Genomic DNA, 13,825 nt, shown 5'->3' on the forward strand with positions numbered 1-13,825 from the left:
AACGCACAAACGCATCATTTTTATAGCCTTCTGTGGGACAGTATAATGATTAGAACGCTGAAGTTTTTCCTTCATACTGACTCACCAACCGCTTGCAAAACCTCTGTATAAAGCTGTTCCTCAACCCAGAAACCGACTCGATCAATTAGAGCATCAAGAAGCGGTTTTACCTCTTGAATTAAATTGTTCCGTTTAGCAGCAATGAGAATTCCTAAGACACCTGTAACTTGTAGCCCAACTCGCATTGCAGCAGCTCTACCGAGTCGTTCATCCATGAGCAGCCGCTCAGCGTTTAACTCGACAGCCAAAGCGATTGCCTCAGCCTCACCCGAATCGAGTTCAGTTCTTAACCTGTTGACCAATGCTTGATCAGTTGCTGATTGAGTTTTCACCCAACTTAAGGTTGGTACAATGCTGGCACTAGCATCAGTATTACCCACATTAGTTATTTCGTTAAAAACTGCCGTGGGAATCACGACTTCCTTGTAGAGTTGACGCAGCAAATCAAGCTGAGCAATGGTAGAAAGATAAAAAATGGGCGAGGTATTACTGACAACAATCATCGCCAGTCGTTTACCTCCAATGTTCTCAAATCTTGCCTAAAGTCCTCAACACCATAATGAATCGGAATTTGGCGGCGACCTAAAATTCGCTGAAATTCGAGTTGATTCATCCCCACAAATTGACTCGCTGTACCCAAGGTAATCTTTTCCTGCCGAAAGAGCAATATAGCAATTTCTAACTTGAGATCCGCTTCAGACATACGTGCCACTTGCAGAAAGTCATCGGGAATCACTAAACTCATTGGTTCACTCTCCTCGCCTCTATGTCAGTATGGATGTATACCTAACCTCAATGGTACGCTTAATAAGTCTTTGACCCATACATTCTCTCACGGTTACGCTTTAATTGTATGATGCTGGGGCAACCCGTCAGGCGATAGTTGATGGATTAACTTGGCTGAAAGCACAAGGGGCGGCGGATACGCAGTAGATACCGAATTAAAGATTATCACCCAAACTTTGTGGATAGGGGAATCCTTCCTCAACGAAGAATGGGTGATGATTGGTGGGTTACGGCGGATAGAAATTAAACGGTTATTGGCAGAATTGAGTACCGCCTAACCCACCCTACAATTACGGATGACAAATGAAAGACTTCCTCAAAGTCCCCCTTTTGAAGGGGGATTTAGGGGGATTTCAAGGTGGGAAATTGGTGGGTTACGGCGGATAGAGAATTAAAGGGTTATTGGCAGAATTTAGTACCGCCTAACCCACCCTACAATTAGATAAGCAAGACAAAAGAACAAAAGAGAAATTAATCGTTTATTAGTTATATAGGTTGGTGTTTCCATAAGAATAGGTTGGTGATTAGATGGGCAAAAATAGAGGGGGTGAGGGGAAGGTAAAAATGAAGGGTGATAAAAATAATAAAACTAACTCCCCCAATACTAATTAAAACCATTCCGCTGGCGATTCCTCGATAGATTAAGCTGGAAATGCGCCAGTTGATGAGTCCGGCTGATAACGCCCATGTTCCAATCCAAATAGTTTCTATCCACCAGGGGGGAAATTGAAGTAGGGGACGTTGATCGGCTACGGCGCTAATCAGTTGACTGATTTTATGGGCGTGAAGATGTAAGCCGCGAATATCTTGATTTTCTGGCGTTTTAAAGTAATCCTTGACACTGGGATCAGTTACGCCAATTAATATAATTTTGTCTTGAATCAAAACGGGATTGACTTGATGGTTGAGTACCTGAGTCAGGGTGACAGTGGGCGCAATTTCCTCGCTGCGGCGATAGTTGAGTAGGATTTGGTGTCCTTTGACTTGGGAGGCGGTATAAAATCCAGGGTTCTGGTTGAGAATCTTGAAGCGGATTCTGCCAATTTTCCATTGTTTGGCGGTGGGAAAGTCAACAGAAAAGCCCTGATTCTGTAAATAACGCAGGGCGATTTGGGAACTAAAAGCATAGTAGGCGGAACAGTTGGAAGGTTGAGGCGGATTCATGGCTAAAAGATGACGGCGGACAATGCTATCGGAATCGGTAATCACATCACTAAATCCTAGACGCTGGCGGGGAATTTCTGGGGGTGGTGAGATACCTTCGGGATCATTCTGATTAGGATGGGTACAAATCGGAATCACGCGATCGCGTGTTTTGAGATACTCAATTAATTCTGCTTGACCTTTGCCTTCAGGTCGGTCACGATAGATATCTAAACCGATAAGTTGGGGCTGATATTGGTCTAAGGTTTGTAATAATTGCCGCATTGTGCGATCATGTAGTGGATATTCATTGCCTAAGTTGGCGATATCCTGCCGAGTAATCTGCACCAGCAACAACCGTTGATCCGGTTCCTCCGGCTGACGCGATCGCCCAAACCAATCAAACGTCTGAAATTCCCAAGATTGCCATACGCCAAGCGATCGCATTCCCATCACCAATACCGTTACCCCCACCGTCGCGGCGATTACCCGCCACCAGGGAATGGATAGCGAGGGAGAGGGAATCGGCTGAAGCTGTTGATTCACCCAATGGCGATCAAAAACCGAGGCGTAAATCCGATTCGCCACCTGCAACTGTCCCCCCCACTTCACCACTAATCCCGATAACCGTAATTGCTGCTGCAAATTATTCTCATCAGCCGGAACTTTTTTCCGTTTGAGTATCCGGTGATACAGCGTTAATACCCGTTGACTATCTTGATATCCAGACAAGACGCGATCGCGAATCGTCCGCAGATGTTCAGGATTATCCTGAGACAGCCAGTTATTGAGAATGTGCGATCGCACCACCTGATCCACAAGGGATTGGGAATAGTTTCCCCTGAGAAGGGCGGGTTTAGTCAAATTATCAATGTGTCTCTCTTCCCCAACTGTCTGACACACCAACCGACATACCTTTTGCGTCAGAAACGGTTGTCCCCCTGTCCAATTTAATATAGCTTGAAGTACCGCATCAGGATAACGAACCTTTCCCTCTAATCCCCTAACTAAAGGTTTCGCCTCCTCCCGTGTAAACCCCTGCAACTCAATCGCCAAACTATCAATATTAAACGGCGTGCGCTGATTATCCGCAATCAAATCCGATGGCGTCGCCACTCCCAACAACGCAAAGGTTAAACGCTGGTATTTTGGCTGAATTGCCCGTTTATTATAACAAGTGCGGATAAAGCCAAACAGATCATCTTTAAAGTCTAAATTCAGAATACTATCGATTTCATCAATAAAAATAACAATCTTACCCGCAACCCTTGCCAAAACCTCCTCATCCACGAACTTACTGAACCGATCAAAGGGAGACAAATACTCATACCGATACCACCACTCCCCCTCATCCAGATCCAACTCCAACCCACTCACCAAATGACTCACCATTGTGCCATAAAACTCCTCCTGAGTAATTTGATAACTACAAATATCCCGCATTTCCATTTCCACACAGACAAACCCCTGATCTTGCAGATGTTTCATCGTCCGCACCAACAAACTCGACTTCCCCATCTGGCGAGAATTCAGCACATAACAAAACCGCATCCCCCTCAATCCCTGAAAAAGTTCTTGATCCGCCGCCCGAACCACATAATTCCTCGCCTCCAGGGGTAAAGCGCCGCCTACTTGATAATCGTCATTTGTCATTTGTCATTAGTCATTTGTCATTTGTCATTTGTCATTTGTCATTTGTCATTTGTCATTTATCATTATTTGTCATTGATCATCTAACCCTAAACATAAAACCCAACTCCATCTCCAACCCCCTAAAACCTGTCCCCCATCCACTCACCCCCTCTGCGTTCCTCTGCGTAAACCTCTGCGTTCCTCTGCGTTAAAAAAACATAAACTCTCTCCCCACAACATCAAATAAAACAATCCCTAACCCCCCGATTCAATCCGACTCTTAAAATACCGACGAAACAACTCATAACGAGGACTAACGCCATCCCCTTCCCACCGAACCAACCCCAAATTCTCCAAAACATCCGCCACCTCCAGATTCAATCTCACCGGATGATTAACACCAACAACCTGATAAAACGCCGCCACCAACTCCGGTGATTGATGTAACTTTTGTCCATACATCAGCAAATAATCCCGATAAACTCCCCTAGGAGTCGCCGCCGTTACCAACACCTCCTCCAATGTCACCAACTTTTGTCCAATTTGCTTCATCGCCTCTTGCACCAAATAAGGCTGTCCCCCCACCATCGCCATTAACCGATTCACCTGATCAATTTGCCAATCCAATCCATAATCTTGCGCCAACGCTTGCACCTGTTCCCGACTCAATTCCGGTAACGCGATCGGAAGCCCCGTATTAAACGGCGACTGATTAATATCCAGTTCGCGATAATCTTCCGTATACACTAAAACCTGGCGCAACTTACCCCAAATTGGGCGCGTTTTTGCATCCTCATGTCGCGTTCGTAGCATCCCTAAAAACTCCCCCGCGACTTCCGGATAAGGAAAAATTCGATCCACTTCATCTAACCCCAAAACCAGGGAACTACCTCCCGGTAACAGATGCTTTTCAAAATACGTCTTACACTTATTCTTACTATTGCCAATACTCTTATTCCAATGTTCAGCAACTGGATTGTCTGATAATGATTCTTGGTTCAGACTCAGCGTCACACTGGTACAGAACCATTGCAGAAATCGATTCAAATCTTGAAAATCCGTCGCCGTTGCATCCCGCAGATTCAAACTCACGACGCGATAACCCTGATCCGCCGCATAATTCAACACCCGTGACATCAACTCCGTTTTCCCCATCTTCCACGGCGCTTTAATCCGCAGTAAACATCCCGGCTTCAGGATTTCCTGGTAACAGGTAGACAGAATCCCCGGTTCAATATAACGATCTTGACAGAGAATCGCACGGGAATCTGTCTCTGGATTCCTCAGTTGTTCTCCATGCTGCTGATATCGCACATACTCCTGTCTTAACCAGTCTCGTAAGCGCTTAAATTTCCCCTTTTTCTCCGTATTCAGCGCCGGACAAGAATGGGCAAATGTCGCATAAATTCGCCCCATTCGCCGTTGCAGTGTCACTTCACTGATATGCAACTTGTCAGCAATTTTGGCATCAAGTTCTGCCAAATTTCGTTCCGCAAAGCGGCAAAACAACACCTGTCTCTCATCGGCATCAAATATACCCTGATAATCCGCAATTTGTTGTAAAAATGTATCCCACGACATAAACAGCTATAGGTATTCAATAGTAAGCAAAATTGTAGGGGCGCAGGTTGTGCGTCCAGAAAATCGCCAAAATCTATTCCACTAGACTATCATTTATAATCCAATGATTAAAATGAACGTAGCTTGAGTCAGCGATGCGAACCTTTATAGCGAAGACAGCGCAACGCTTAACGAATAAGCTGTTCGGTATTTAAACCTTAATATCAATAATGGCGCAATCCTTGCCGTAGTGCGTTTAGCGAAGCCATGCCGCAGGCTTTGCATCTTGCTCGCTAATACCCAATTTCAATGCATGACCGCTTATTTTTGGCTAATATTGATACCTTCTGATGGCTTGTGATACCTTTTGATACCTTTTCAACAAACCCTCACAATCCTATCTGATAGCTAGCTGTGGGTTCAGATGCAAAATAAACCGATTTAATAGAGTTATAAGCAAAGCACAACCATCTGATCAATCAGACTATTTTACAGTTATCTCAACTCTCTCAGAATTCTCAGGAGTACGATTATGCTGAAATTCAAGCCCATTCTTTCTTTTACCGTAGTCGGACTATCTCTCAGTCTACTCAGTAGTAGTAAAGTATTAGCCTTTAGCTTCAACTTTAGCCCGATCGCAGAAACTAGCAGTTCATTCAGTTCCTTTAGCAGCCTCGGATCAGGACTCGGTACTGCAGGTGGGAATAGCGGCTATAAGTTATCTAATGATGCCGACTATCAAAACGGCAAAGGACTGGCAATTAACAATAATGGGCAAGTCGTCTTTTTTGCCGAACTCACGTCAGGAGACCAAGGAATCTATGTTGGTACTGGCGTAGGGGGATCAAAAATCATTGTTGATAACAAAGCCGACTCTATATTTAGCAGTTTTGGTCAGGGGTTAGCCCTCAATAATGATGGTACTGTCGCCTTTTTTGCTGATGTAGATGCTGGAGGTCAAGGCATCTTTACTAGCAACGGTGTCAGGAACACGCAACAAATTGCCCACACGAGTGGAACCTATAGTAACTTTGCCCCTGGACTGGCGATTAACGACAGTGGCACTGTAGCCTTTTTTGCCAATCTTGATAATGGTGGACAAGAAATCTTTACCAGTGACGGCAATAAAACCATCCAAATTACCAACTGTACAGGTGCTGGCTCATCTGAGCAACAATGTCCTCTGTCCAGTGTAAACCTTGATCCTCTTGCACCTGACATTAATAATCAGGGAATGGTTAGCTTTGTCAGTCACTACGGTGTCTTTACAGGGGATGAGAATGGCAACTATCTAATTGTTGCTGATCAAACTAACTTTTGGAATGGTTCATATCGGGAAGCCAATATAAATGACCAAGGCGAAGTCTCAGCGTTTGCTCATAATAATGGCGCGGGACAAGTCATTTTTAAGGCGGATGGCATTAATGGTGAACTGATTGCCGGGAATAATTATGAGCAGTCAGAAACACCAGATACATTCTATAATGTTGGCACCAGTTCTATCAATAATAAAGGACTTGTCGCGTTTATGGCGAATCAGGTCGTTGAAGGGTCTAGCCCCTTTAGCAACCAGGATAAAGGTATCTTTGTGGGTAGTAATGCGGTCGAGGATAAAGTTATTGGCATTGGCGATACCTTATTCGGTTCCACTGTACTTGATTTAGACATGGATCGGCAAAGCCTGAGTGATGATAATGAAATTGTCTTCTGGGCAAAACTGGAAGATGGTACTGAGGGAATTTACCGCGCCAATAACATCGCTGACTCCCAATTTAATCCTTTGCTTCCTGATAGTACCTTGGATGGAGTGTTCCGATTTATTGATGTGATTGGCGGCAAATGGTACGATCCACCTTCCGCCTATGGCTTCCACTATGAAATGACCGGGGATTCTTTATTTACCTCAATTCTGAACTTCCCGGTTGGCTTTGAAAATCCCTTCACGGTATCTGTAGGAGATACAAATCTGGGTGAATTTCTACCCGGAGACAGTATCGATTTTGTCTCGCTTTTGGGTGGTGGTGTTTCTGAGTTTACGATTACCGGACTCAATGTTGATCCCACCAATCCTACAGCGTTCCCAATTAAACTTGACTTTGATACAGATACGGCGAGTTTCGATATGCACGCACTCATAGAGGAAGACAGTCAGGACGTACCTGAACCCGTTTCTGTATTCAGTTTGTTGACCTTGGGTTCAGGTGTTGTATTACTGCGTAGACGGAAATCAAGGCAGCTGTAGGGGTGGGTTTTACAACTATCTTATCGGTTGCACCCAGATGTATAGCACTACGCATTAAGGTTAGGACAATACAATTGGGTGAAAAGGCAACAGGCAACAGGCAATAGGCAACAGGGGAATGTCCTAACGTATCCCCGTAGGGCTATAACTAAACCCGCCCCTGCTAGTAGGGTGCAGCATACCAGTCAGTAACATTGATCTATACCGATTGAATCTTGGCTAGAGTAAAGGCACAAACAAATAACCAACAAAAGCTAAAAACTTGAAGGAGAAAACAATGTTGAACTATACCGCAAAACTTTCTATTTCTGCTCCAATCATCCCTATCGCCACCGTATGTGGTTTGCTATTTGCCACAGGCGAATCCGCTCAAGCTGCTACGTTTGCTCTCAATGAAGATACGACGGTTGATACGTTTACCGAATGTGTCAACGATGGTATTGCCCTCAAAGTTGGCAAAAATCCCGTTGATGAATCAGGATGGCACTATGCGATTGATTCATTTGATGATGGCGTGGATGGAACACAAGTTGGTGGGGATGGTAATCCCTATGAAATTTACAGTTTAGCGCTTAAAGAAACAGAGGATAGCCTTTTTGTGGCGATTAATGCCAATATGCCGTTAACAGGTGTTGATGGAACCAGTGCTGATGATAGAAATATTGGTTGGGGAGATTTGTTCTTCAATTTTACCGATCAAGATTTCACCACGGCGAATAATCAAGGAGATTTATTCGGAGTACGTTTTGCCGGAACTAATGATTCCTTAGTCCCTAATCTGGGTCTTTATGGCAATGTCACCGCTATTAGTACCACAGATATTAATAGTGGATTTGATAGCCTAGAAGCTTACAACCAACGAGTGAGCGATTTTTGTCAAGGTGCTGACTGTGGTCCGAGTCTGGGGGATTTACCTGCTGATACCTCTTATTTTGACCAATCTCAAAGCTTAAATACAATTGGTTCGGGTGAATTTCTCACCAGTCTTATGTATCTGTCTGAGTCTGAATTACTGGCGGCTGGCTATGACTTGAATCGCTTTGATGGGGAACATACGATCGCGTTCAAGTTCGATAAATCAGGGATTTGCGATCGCGGCTATTGTACATCCGTCCCTGAACCCTCTGCTGGCGTGGGTTTAGCCGCCCTCGGCTTAATGGTTGGTGTCAATCATCTCCGCAAGCGTTACTCAGCTTGAAAACCCGGTGTCGCCAAGGTTAAAGCTATTGGCAGATGACGTGCGATCGCCAAGCGTGTCCGCCGGACGTATCGCGACTTCACTCATTGCTTAAATGTTCAACATTTTCCATCTGTCAATAGCCAGGTTTGGGAGCAGGTTTTATGGCAACCTCAAGACGAATTCAAACCTTATCTATCGCTATAATTGAAGTAGTTAGTGCTGGAGTCAATACAGTCCATATTCCGCAACTAACACCAACTATTTTCAGTCCAAGCACACCGTTGAATTTTCAGCGTGAGACGGAACAGACAGCCAATCAACCCGCTCGGAATATTTGCCCATCTCGCCCGACTCTCCCCTGTGCAGAAAGACCCCGATAGATAAGAAAGGAATAGGAAACAGGAAAGGTAAGGGACAAAGCTTTACAGACTAAAACCCGATTTTCTGTATTTTTTACTACATTTTTGCCGGAATTTGATCCGGGTTGTCCAAGCTGGCGATCCAGTGAATACAGAGTTGGTGATTAACTTTGTAAAGATTTGTTTCAAAATCCTGACTATGTGCGTAAAGGGGAGGAATGAACCCAGAGTGATAATTAGAAAGTCAATTCACTGTCAACCAATCCAGGAAACTTATGTGGAACATCATTTTCAGCGGATTAATCCTCTTTTACTTAGTCATGTTACCGCTTTTGTTCACACGATGGCTAGGCTTTTTGCAACGTGAGGAAAACCTCTCTCCCCAAAGCCGATTTCACTCGCTCATGTTCTTACTCATCGCCGCTCTTCTTTGGCCCCTAGTCGTACCCATCTCCTACCTAGAACTATTAGATCGCCAAGAACAGCTTCAGAATTTTTGAGCAACCGGAGTATCACCTTTATTTCTGACACCGCATTAATTAGTATTACATCTCAAGTTATCTGAACTGAAGGAACAAGTCCAATGACTGCATTTACCCTCAACCCAAATCGTTGCGATGAAAACTATATCCATCAGCCATCACTCTTCAATAATCAGATATTAATTTTCTCGCTTCATCCTTCAACCTATTCCCTTTCTAAACGCTGCATTGATATTATGGGGTCTCTAATCGGACTTCTGATTTTAGGAATTCTTTTTCTCCCTATCGCCATTGCCATAAAACTCGATAGTCCTGGTAAGATTTTCTATAGTCAAACCCGCCACGGGCTTTACGGCAAACCCTTCAAAATTTGGAAATTTCGCTCAATGATTTCCCAAGCGGACACCCTCAAATCCCAAATTCCCAATCAAGTCCAAGGACACCTATTTAAGAATGACAATGACCCCCGCATCACTCCTGTGGGGCGTTTTCTGCGCGGAACTAGCTTAGACGAATTTCCGCAATTTTGGAACGTTTTAATCGGAGACATGAGTTTAGTTGGCACTCGTCCGCCCACCCCAGATGAAGTAATCTACTATAACCTCAAGCATTGGCAGCGATTAAACGTAAAACCGGGGATCACAGGCGAATGGCAAGTCAACGGGCGCTCGCAGGTACAGGATTTTGAGGCGGTGGTTGCTCTTGATTTAAACTATCAGAAACAATGGCATCCTGGGTATGATTTAATGATTATTTGGAAAACAATTTCCGTTGTTTTTACCCGACTCGGTGCTTGTTAATAAACAGAAGACTGTAGGATTCCAGCGCCATGGCACGTCTGACAACCCAGTTGTAGGGGCGGGTTTTACAGATAACATTTTGCCACCCATTAATAACTTAACTAAACCCGCCCCCTACGGATTCAAAGGCTTAACCGCTAAATCGGCTAACGTAATCGTGAAATTTTGTTGCTTTTCAGTAGCGACAAAGGTAATAATTACCTCACAAGCAACCGCCACCGCCAGCATAACTAAATTTCGCGCTAAGGGATAATCACAAATATCATCATTGGCAGGTGAGGGAACGCGATAATGATCGTTCCAAATGATCTCTGCATAATCACTTGCCAATCCCACATGCAAACAGGGAATCTGCACCTGTTGACAATAATCTTTCACCGCTTGACGGGCGACACTATTGTCAAAGGTATCAATGACTACCTGACTATCCCGAAGTAATTGAGAACAGTTGTCCGCCGTTAGTTCTTTGGCACGCCCATCGACAGTAATACCTAATGCACGATAGAGCGTATTTGTCAATATCTTAGTTTTATAAGCACCAACATCTGATTTGTAATAGGGTTGAGTAGAAAGATTGCGTTCCTCGATGCGATCGCGATCGATTACCCGTAACCTGCTAAACCCAGAACGCGCCAGGTTTTCGGTCAGATTTGCCCCCAGCGCCCCAGCCCCACATACAGTTACCGGAAACTCCTGCAACCGTGTCATTAGGGTAGGTGTTCGATAGAGGTTTTCGTGAAAGAAAATAGACATTATCTATAAAATTGGGCAATCACCGCGTTCGCGAAGCGTGTCCACCGGACGTATCGCGACATAACCAATGACTCGATTGAAACAACTAACCGTTCTCAATGACTTTAACAAAGCCATGTCGCACCCCATAGATTAATCGAGTCACCGCCTCCTCATGATCGGAGGTAAAGGCATTATCCAGCGGTGTGATCAGCAATTCGTACCAGTCAGAATGACTGATTTGACCCTTTTTCATACTTTGAGCAAAGAGTTGACTAAAGTCAAAGGAGTTACTGAATTTTCTCTGGTGAGCTTTTTTGGTCAGCATCTTATGTCTCTCTCTGTATTGAATAGAGATTGTGGTAGACGATAACTAGATTGTAGTCAAGATTCAGGGATAGTTTCTTGAAATCTTCGTAAAGAAATGTTGGTCAGTAGGGGGAGAAAATTAAAGTTGATGGTTGAGATGGGAAACGGGGAACAGAGAACAGTCAGAATTTGACGCTTGTTTACATTTCTTAGTGCAGGGGACAGCAATGAAGATGATTCGATTACTGGACTGCTGTTCTAGAATCGGGCTTCGATCACACCAACCAGGGATTGTAAATCAAAGTCGCGATCGCAACCACTTAGACAGATTCCCGAACTCATCACGGTTAAATCCCCCTTCGCGATCGCAGAAGTATGACGTTCCCCATCACGAGTCGTCCATTCCACTTGCCAAAACTCGCCGCGATCGCGAAATGTCCGCAATCTCCCACCTCCCATCTGTAACGCATCCCGCAACCGTTGTTCATCCGTTCGCTCAGCTCCCCCAGCTCCCCCAGCTCCCCCAGCTCCCTCTGCTTCTCTCGCTTGACGCCGATGGTGTTCTCGCTGCTGATACGCAGGTGTTTGTTGCAATACCAACTCATAAACCGTCCGCATTTCTGGTGTCATTCCCGTAAACCGCACCTGATCCGCTAGAGTAACCTGTTCTAACTGTTCTCGTAACTGTTCAGTCGGTTGAGGTTCAGCGCGTCTGTCGATTTCATCAAACCAAAACGCTGTACCATCAAAACGGGCAATAATCGGCTCAAATGCAGCACCTTCGCTAACCAAATGGACAGGAACAGGCTTAACCATACCCAAACGTTGCTGCATATCCGACTCATTAATGGGATACGCCAACCACGTCAATGAACGCAATGGATAAGCTAATCGTAAGCGCAGAGGTTTAAGTAATTTCAGATACTCCGCTAATTGAGGTAAACTCGCTTCTTCTACTACCTCAGCCGTTTTCTCATCCACAGGACGAAAAATACCCCACCCCTCAAAATCACTTGGTTGGGGGGTAAAGGTATAAATCAGATTCGCCACTGACGTGCGAACGTTTCCCCCTTGAACACAAGGGGCAAGAAACTCGGTATCCTGAAGTTGGGTTTCTTGGGCGGCTATTTCATTGAGGAGGTTATCAATATCTGCCATTATCAGTTATCAGTTATCAGGTGTCAGTTATACAGCGTTTTCAAATGAGATGTGTATCTAGATTGTCTGTGCTTTGCTTTCAAAAAAAACTCTCTATCTCTTTCCCCTATTGCCTATTGCCTATTGCCTATTGCCTCACTATAGTTTGATATGCCTCAATCATAGTCTGCGCGATCGCATCCCAACTATAATGCTCTAGTGCATAGTCTCTAGCATTGACTCCACGCCGCTTTTGTTCCCCAGCATCCCTTAGCGCTTCCCGTAAGGTTTGAGTCAACGACGCCACATCACACCCACAAATCCATCCTGCTTCCGCCTCCTTCACCTCTGGGCAAATATGCACCTGATCCGAAATTACCACAGGAGTCCCCGCCACCATCGCTTCAGCGACAGCAATGCCAAAATTTTCATAATAAGAGGGTAAAACAAATAGATCCGCCTTTTGTAGCAACGCCGCTTTTACTTCTCCCTCAACAAACCCTGTAATTGTCGTCTGAGACGATAGCGACGACGCCCGAATCTGTTGTTGAATTTGACGTTCATACTCTGGATCTTGGGGATTCGCGCCCGCTAAGATAAACTGAAACCCTAACCCTTCAGCCAAAAGCGTTTCTAAAGCCGGAATCAGTAAATCCAATCCTTTCTTCGGATCAATTCGAGACATAAATAATAGGATTGGGGATTGGGTAGAGACATTCTCTAGAACATCTGTAGGGGCGGGTTTAGGGACTTTTGTTTCACCATTGATGATATCGTTTGTGCAAAACCCGCCCTGACGTAGAGACGTTGCATGCAACATCCCTACATCCTCCGGAGGCGTCACCCCCAAAGGAATCACAATATCCCGCGCATCTGTACCAAACCGTTGAGAAATCTTCGCCTCTTGTTCACTGGTAAAATGAATTCCCGCCGCCCCCGCTAAATTAGCACGTTCCCATAAACCCACATAAACTTGTTTTAATCGTCGCTTCTTCTGTAAATCCGCCGGATCAAGCGTACCCAAGGGACGCAAAATATAGGGTAAATTTCGTTTTCGGGCGACTGTTGCGGCGGCAGTACTCACGGGTGAAAACAGGGCGTGAATATGCGCCAGATCAAACTCCCCTGCATGTTGCCACAACCAACGTAATAAATCGAGGGAAAACTTATAACGACGGAACGGAGAACACCGGAAATATCGCACCTGATAACCATCCTGGGGAACAGGTTTATCTAAAGGAACATCCAGTGGTGGTTGACCAAAATCCCCATTACTATCGGTCGTCAATATCGTAACATCTACACCCTGATTTGCTAGCGCTTTAGAAAGCCCCAGCACCATTTGACTCGGACCCCCATAAACCAGCGAAATTGAAGGGACAATTTGTAAAATTCGCATTTTT

14 protein-coding genes are annotated in these 13,825 nt (G+C 44.9%); 6 read left to right on the plus strand and 8 right to left on the minus strand.

The window, feature by feature from the left end:
* Positions 1–71 precede the first annotated feature (71 nt).
* Together RID53_RS31090 and RID53_RS31095 are read right to left on the minus strand one after the other, a co-directional pair.
* Positions 72–563: a DUF3368 domain-containing protein gene (locus RID53_RS31090; RefSeq protein WP_446391774.1), complete on the minus strand. Its 492-nt coding sequence runs from the start codon at positions 561–563 to the stop codon at positions 72–74.
* The gene (locus RID53_RS31095; protein WP_446391775.1) at positions 560–805 is read right to left on the minus strand and encodes a UPF0175 family protein; all 246 of its coding nucleotides are present in this window, start codon (positions 803–805) and stop codon (positions 560–562) included. The genes RID53_RS31090 and RID53_RS31095 overlap by 4 nt, the downstream gene beginning before the upstream one ends.
* A 151-nt stretch (positions 806–956) precedes the next feature.
* Here RID53_RS31095 and RID53_RS31100 point away from each other — a divergent pair, with 151 nt between their 5' ends.
* Positions 957–1,124: a hypothetical protein gene (locus RID53_RS31100; protein WP_446391776.1), complete on the plus strand. Its 168-nt coding sequence runs from the start codon at positions 957–959 to the stop codon at positions 1,122–1,124.
* A gap of 208 nt (positions 1,125–1,332) precedes the next feature.
* Here the strand turns inward: RID53_RS31100 and RID53_RS31105 are convergent, their stop codons facing one another.
* Both RID53_RS31105 and RID53_RS31110 read right to left on the minus strand, forming a co-directional pair.
* Positions 1,333–3,642 (minus strand): CHASE2 domain-containing protein, encoded by a 2,310-nt coding sequence (locus tag RID53_RS31105; RefSeq protein WP_446391777.1) that lies wholly within the window; start codon positions 3,640–3,642, stop codon positions 1,333–1,335.
* 234 nt (positions 3,643–3,876) lie between these two features.
* A complete protein-coding gene (locus RID53_RS31110; protein WP_446391778.1) occupies positions 3,877–5,202 on the minus strand; it encodes an AAA-like domain-containing protein in 1,326 nt (441 codons plus the stop codon).
* A 511-nt stretch (positions 5,203–5,713) separates the two neighbouring features.
* Between RID53_RS31110 and RID53_RS31115 the strand changes: the two genes are divergently transcribed.
* From RID53_RS31115 to RID53_RS31135, 5 genes are all read left to right on the plus strand, one after another.
* A complete protein-coding gene (locus RID53_RS31115) occupies positions 5,714–7,423 on the plus strand; it encodes a PEP-CTERM sorting domain-containing protein (protein WP_446391779.1) in 1,710 nt (569 codons plus the stop codon).
* Positions 7,424–7,700: 277 nt separating this feature from the next.
* Complete coding sequence (locus RID53_RS31120) at positions 7,701–8,621, plus strand: XDD3 family exosortase-dependent surface protein (RefSeq protein WP_446391780.1); 921 nt, start codon at positions 7,701–7,703, stop codon at positions 8,619–8,621.
* Between the two features lie 143 nt (positions 8,622–8,764).
* Positions 8,765–8,983: a hypothetical protein gene (locus RID53_RS31125; protein ID WP_446391781.1), complete on the plus strand. Its 219-nt coding sequence runs from the start codon at positions 8,765–8,767 to the stop codon at positions 8,981–8,983.
* 254 nt (positions 8,984–9,237) lie between these two features.
* The gene (locus RID53_RS31130) at positions 9,238–9,462 is read left to right on the plus strand and encodes a hypothetical protein (RefSeq protein WP_446391782.1); all 225 of its coding nucleotides are present in this window, start codon (positions 9,238–9,240) and stop codon (positions 9,460–9,462) included.
* A gap of 83 nt (positions 9,463–9,545) precedes the next feature.
* Entirely contained in the window at positions 9,546–10,244 is a 699-nt protein-coding gene (locus tag RID53_RS31135; RefSeq protein ID WP_446391783.1) for a sugar transferase, read from the plus strand.
* A gap of 114 nt (positions 10,245–10,358) precedes the next feature.
* On the opposite strand, the gene RID53_RS31140 is transcribed toward RID53_RS31135, so the two are convergent.
* The 4 genes from RID53_RS31140 to hpsP all read right to left on the minus strand — a co-directional run bounded on the left by RID53_RS31140 (position 10,359) and on the right by hpsP (position 13,821).
* On the minus strand, positions 10,359–10,997 hold the full coding sequence (locus RID53_RS31140) for a ThiF family adenylyltransferase (protein ID WP_446391784.1): 639 nt from the start codon (positions 10,995–10,997) through the stop codon (positions 10,359–10,361).
* Positions 10,998–11,082: 85 nt separating this feature from the next.
* A complete protein-coding gene (locus RID53_RS31145; RefSeq protein ID WP_446391785.1) occupies positions 11,083–11,304 on the minus strand; it encodes a hypothetical protein in 222 nt (73 codons plus the stop codon).
* A 239-nt stretch (positions 11,305–11,543) separates the two neighbouring features.
* Positions 11,544–12,443 (minus strand): hypothetical protein, encoded by a 900-nt coding sequence (locus RID53_RS31150; protein ID WP_446391786.1) that lies wholly within the window; start codon positions 12,441–12,443, stop codon positions 11,544–11,546.
* 127 nt (positions 12,444–12,570) lie between these two features.
* A complete protein-coding gene (gene hpsP / locus RID53_RS31155; protein WP_446391797.1) occupies positions 12,571–13,821 on the minus strand; it encodes a hormogonium polysaccharide biosynthesis glycosyltransferase HpsP in 1,251 nt (416 codons plus the stop codon).
* Between the last annotated feature and the right edge of the window lie 4 nt (positions 13,822–13,825).

This window comes from Coleofasciculus sp. B1-GNL1-01, from assembly GCF_040220235.1.
Classification (GTDB): Bacteria; Cyanobacteriota; Cyanobacteriia; order Cyanobacteriales; family Coleofasciculaceae; genus Coleofasciculus.

Coding starts and splice junctions, on each gene's coding strand:
- RID53_RS31110 (WP_446391778.1), bottom strand. CDS start 5,202: ATGTCGTGGGATACATTTTTACAACAAATTGCGGATTATCAGGGTATA.
- RID53_RS31115 (WP_446391779.1), top strand. CDS start 5,714: ATGCTGAAATTCAAGCCCATTCTTTCTTTTACCGTAGTCGGACTATCT.
- RID53_RS31135 (WP_446391783.1), top strand. CDS start 9,546: ATGACTGCATTTACCCTCAACCCAAATCGTTGCGATGAAAACTATATC.
- hpsP (WP_446391797.1), bottom strand. CDS start 13,821: ATGCGAATTTTACAAATTGTCCCTTCAATTTCGCTGGTTTATGGGGGT.
- RID53_RS31120 (WP_446391780.1), top strand. CDS start 7,701: ATGTTGAACTATACCGCAAAACTTTCTATTTCTGCTCCAATCATCCCT.
- RID53_RS31090 (WP_446391774.1), bottom strand. CDS start 563: ATGATTGTTGTCAGTAATACCTCGCCCATTTTTTATCTTTCTACCATT.
- RID53_RS31125 (WP_446391781.1), top strand. CDS start 8,765: ATGGCAACCTCAAGACGAATTCAAACCTTATCTATCGCTATAATTGAA.
- RID53_RS31095 (WP_446391775.1), bottom strand. CDS start 805: ATGAGTTTAGTGATTCCCGATGACTTTCTGCAAGTGGCACGTATGTCT.
- RID53_RS31145 (WP_446391785.1), bottom strand. CDS start 11,304: ATGCTGACCAAAAAAGCTCACCAGAGAAAATTCAGTAACTCCTTTGAC.
- RID53_RS31150 (WP_446391786.1), bottom strand. CDS start 12,443: ATGGCAGATATTGATAACCTCCTCAATGAAATAGCCGCCCAAGAAACC.
- RID53_RS31130 (WP_446391782.1), top strand. CDS start 9,238: ATGTGGAACATCATTTTCAGCGGATTAATCCTCTTTTACTTAGTCATG.
- RID53_RS31105 (WP_446391777.1), bottom strand. CDS start 3,642: ATGACAAATGACGATTATCAAGTAGGCGGCGCTTTACCCCTGGAGGCG.
- RID53_RS31140 (WP_446391784.1), bottom strand. CDS start 10,997: ATGTCTATTTTCTTTCACGAAAACCTCTATCGAACACCTACCCTAATG.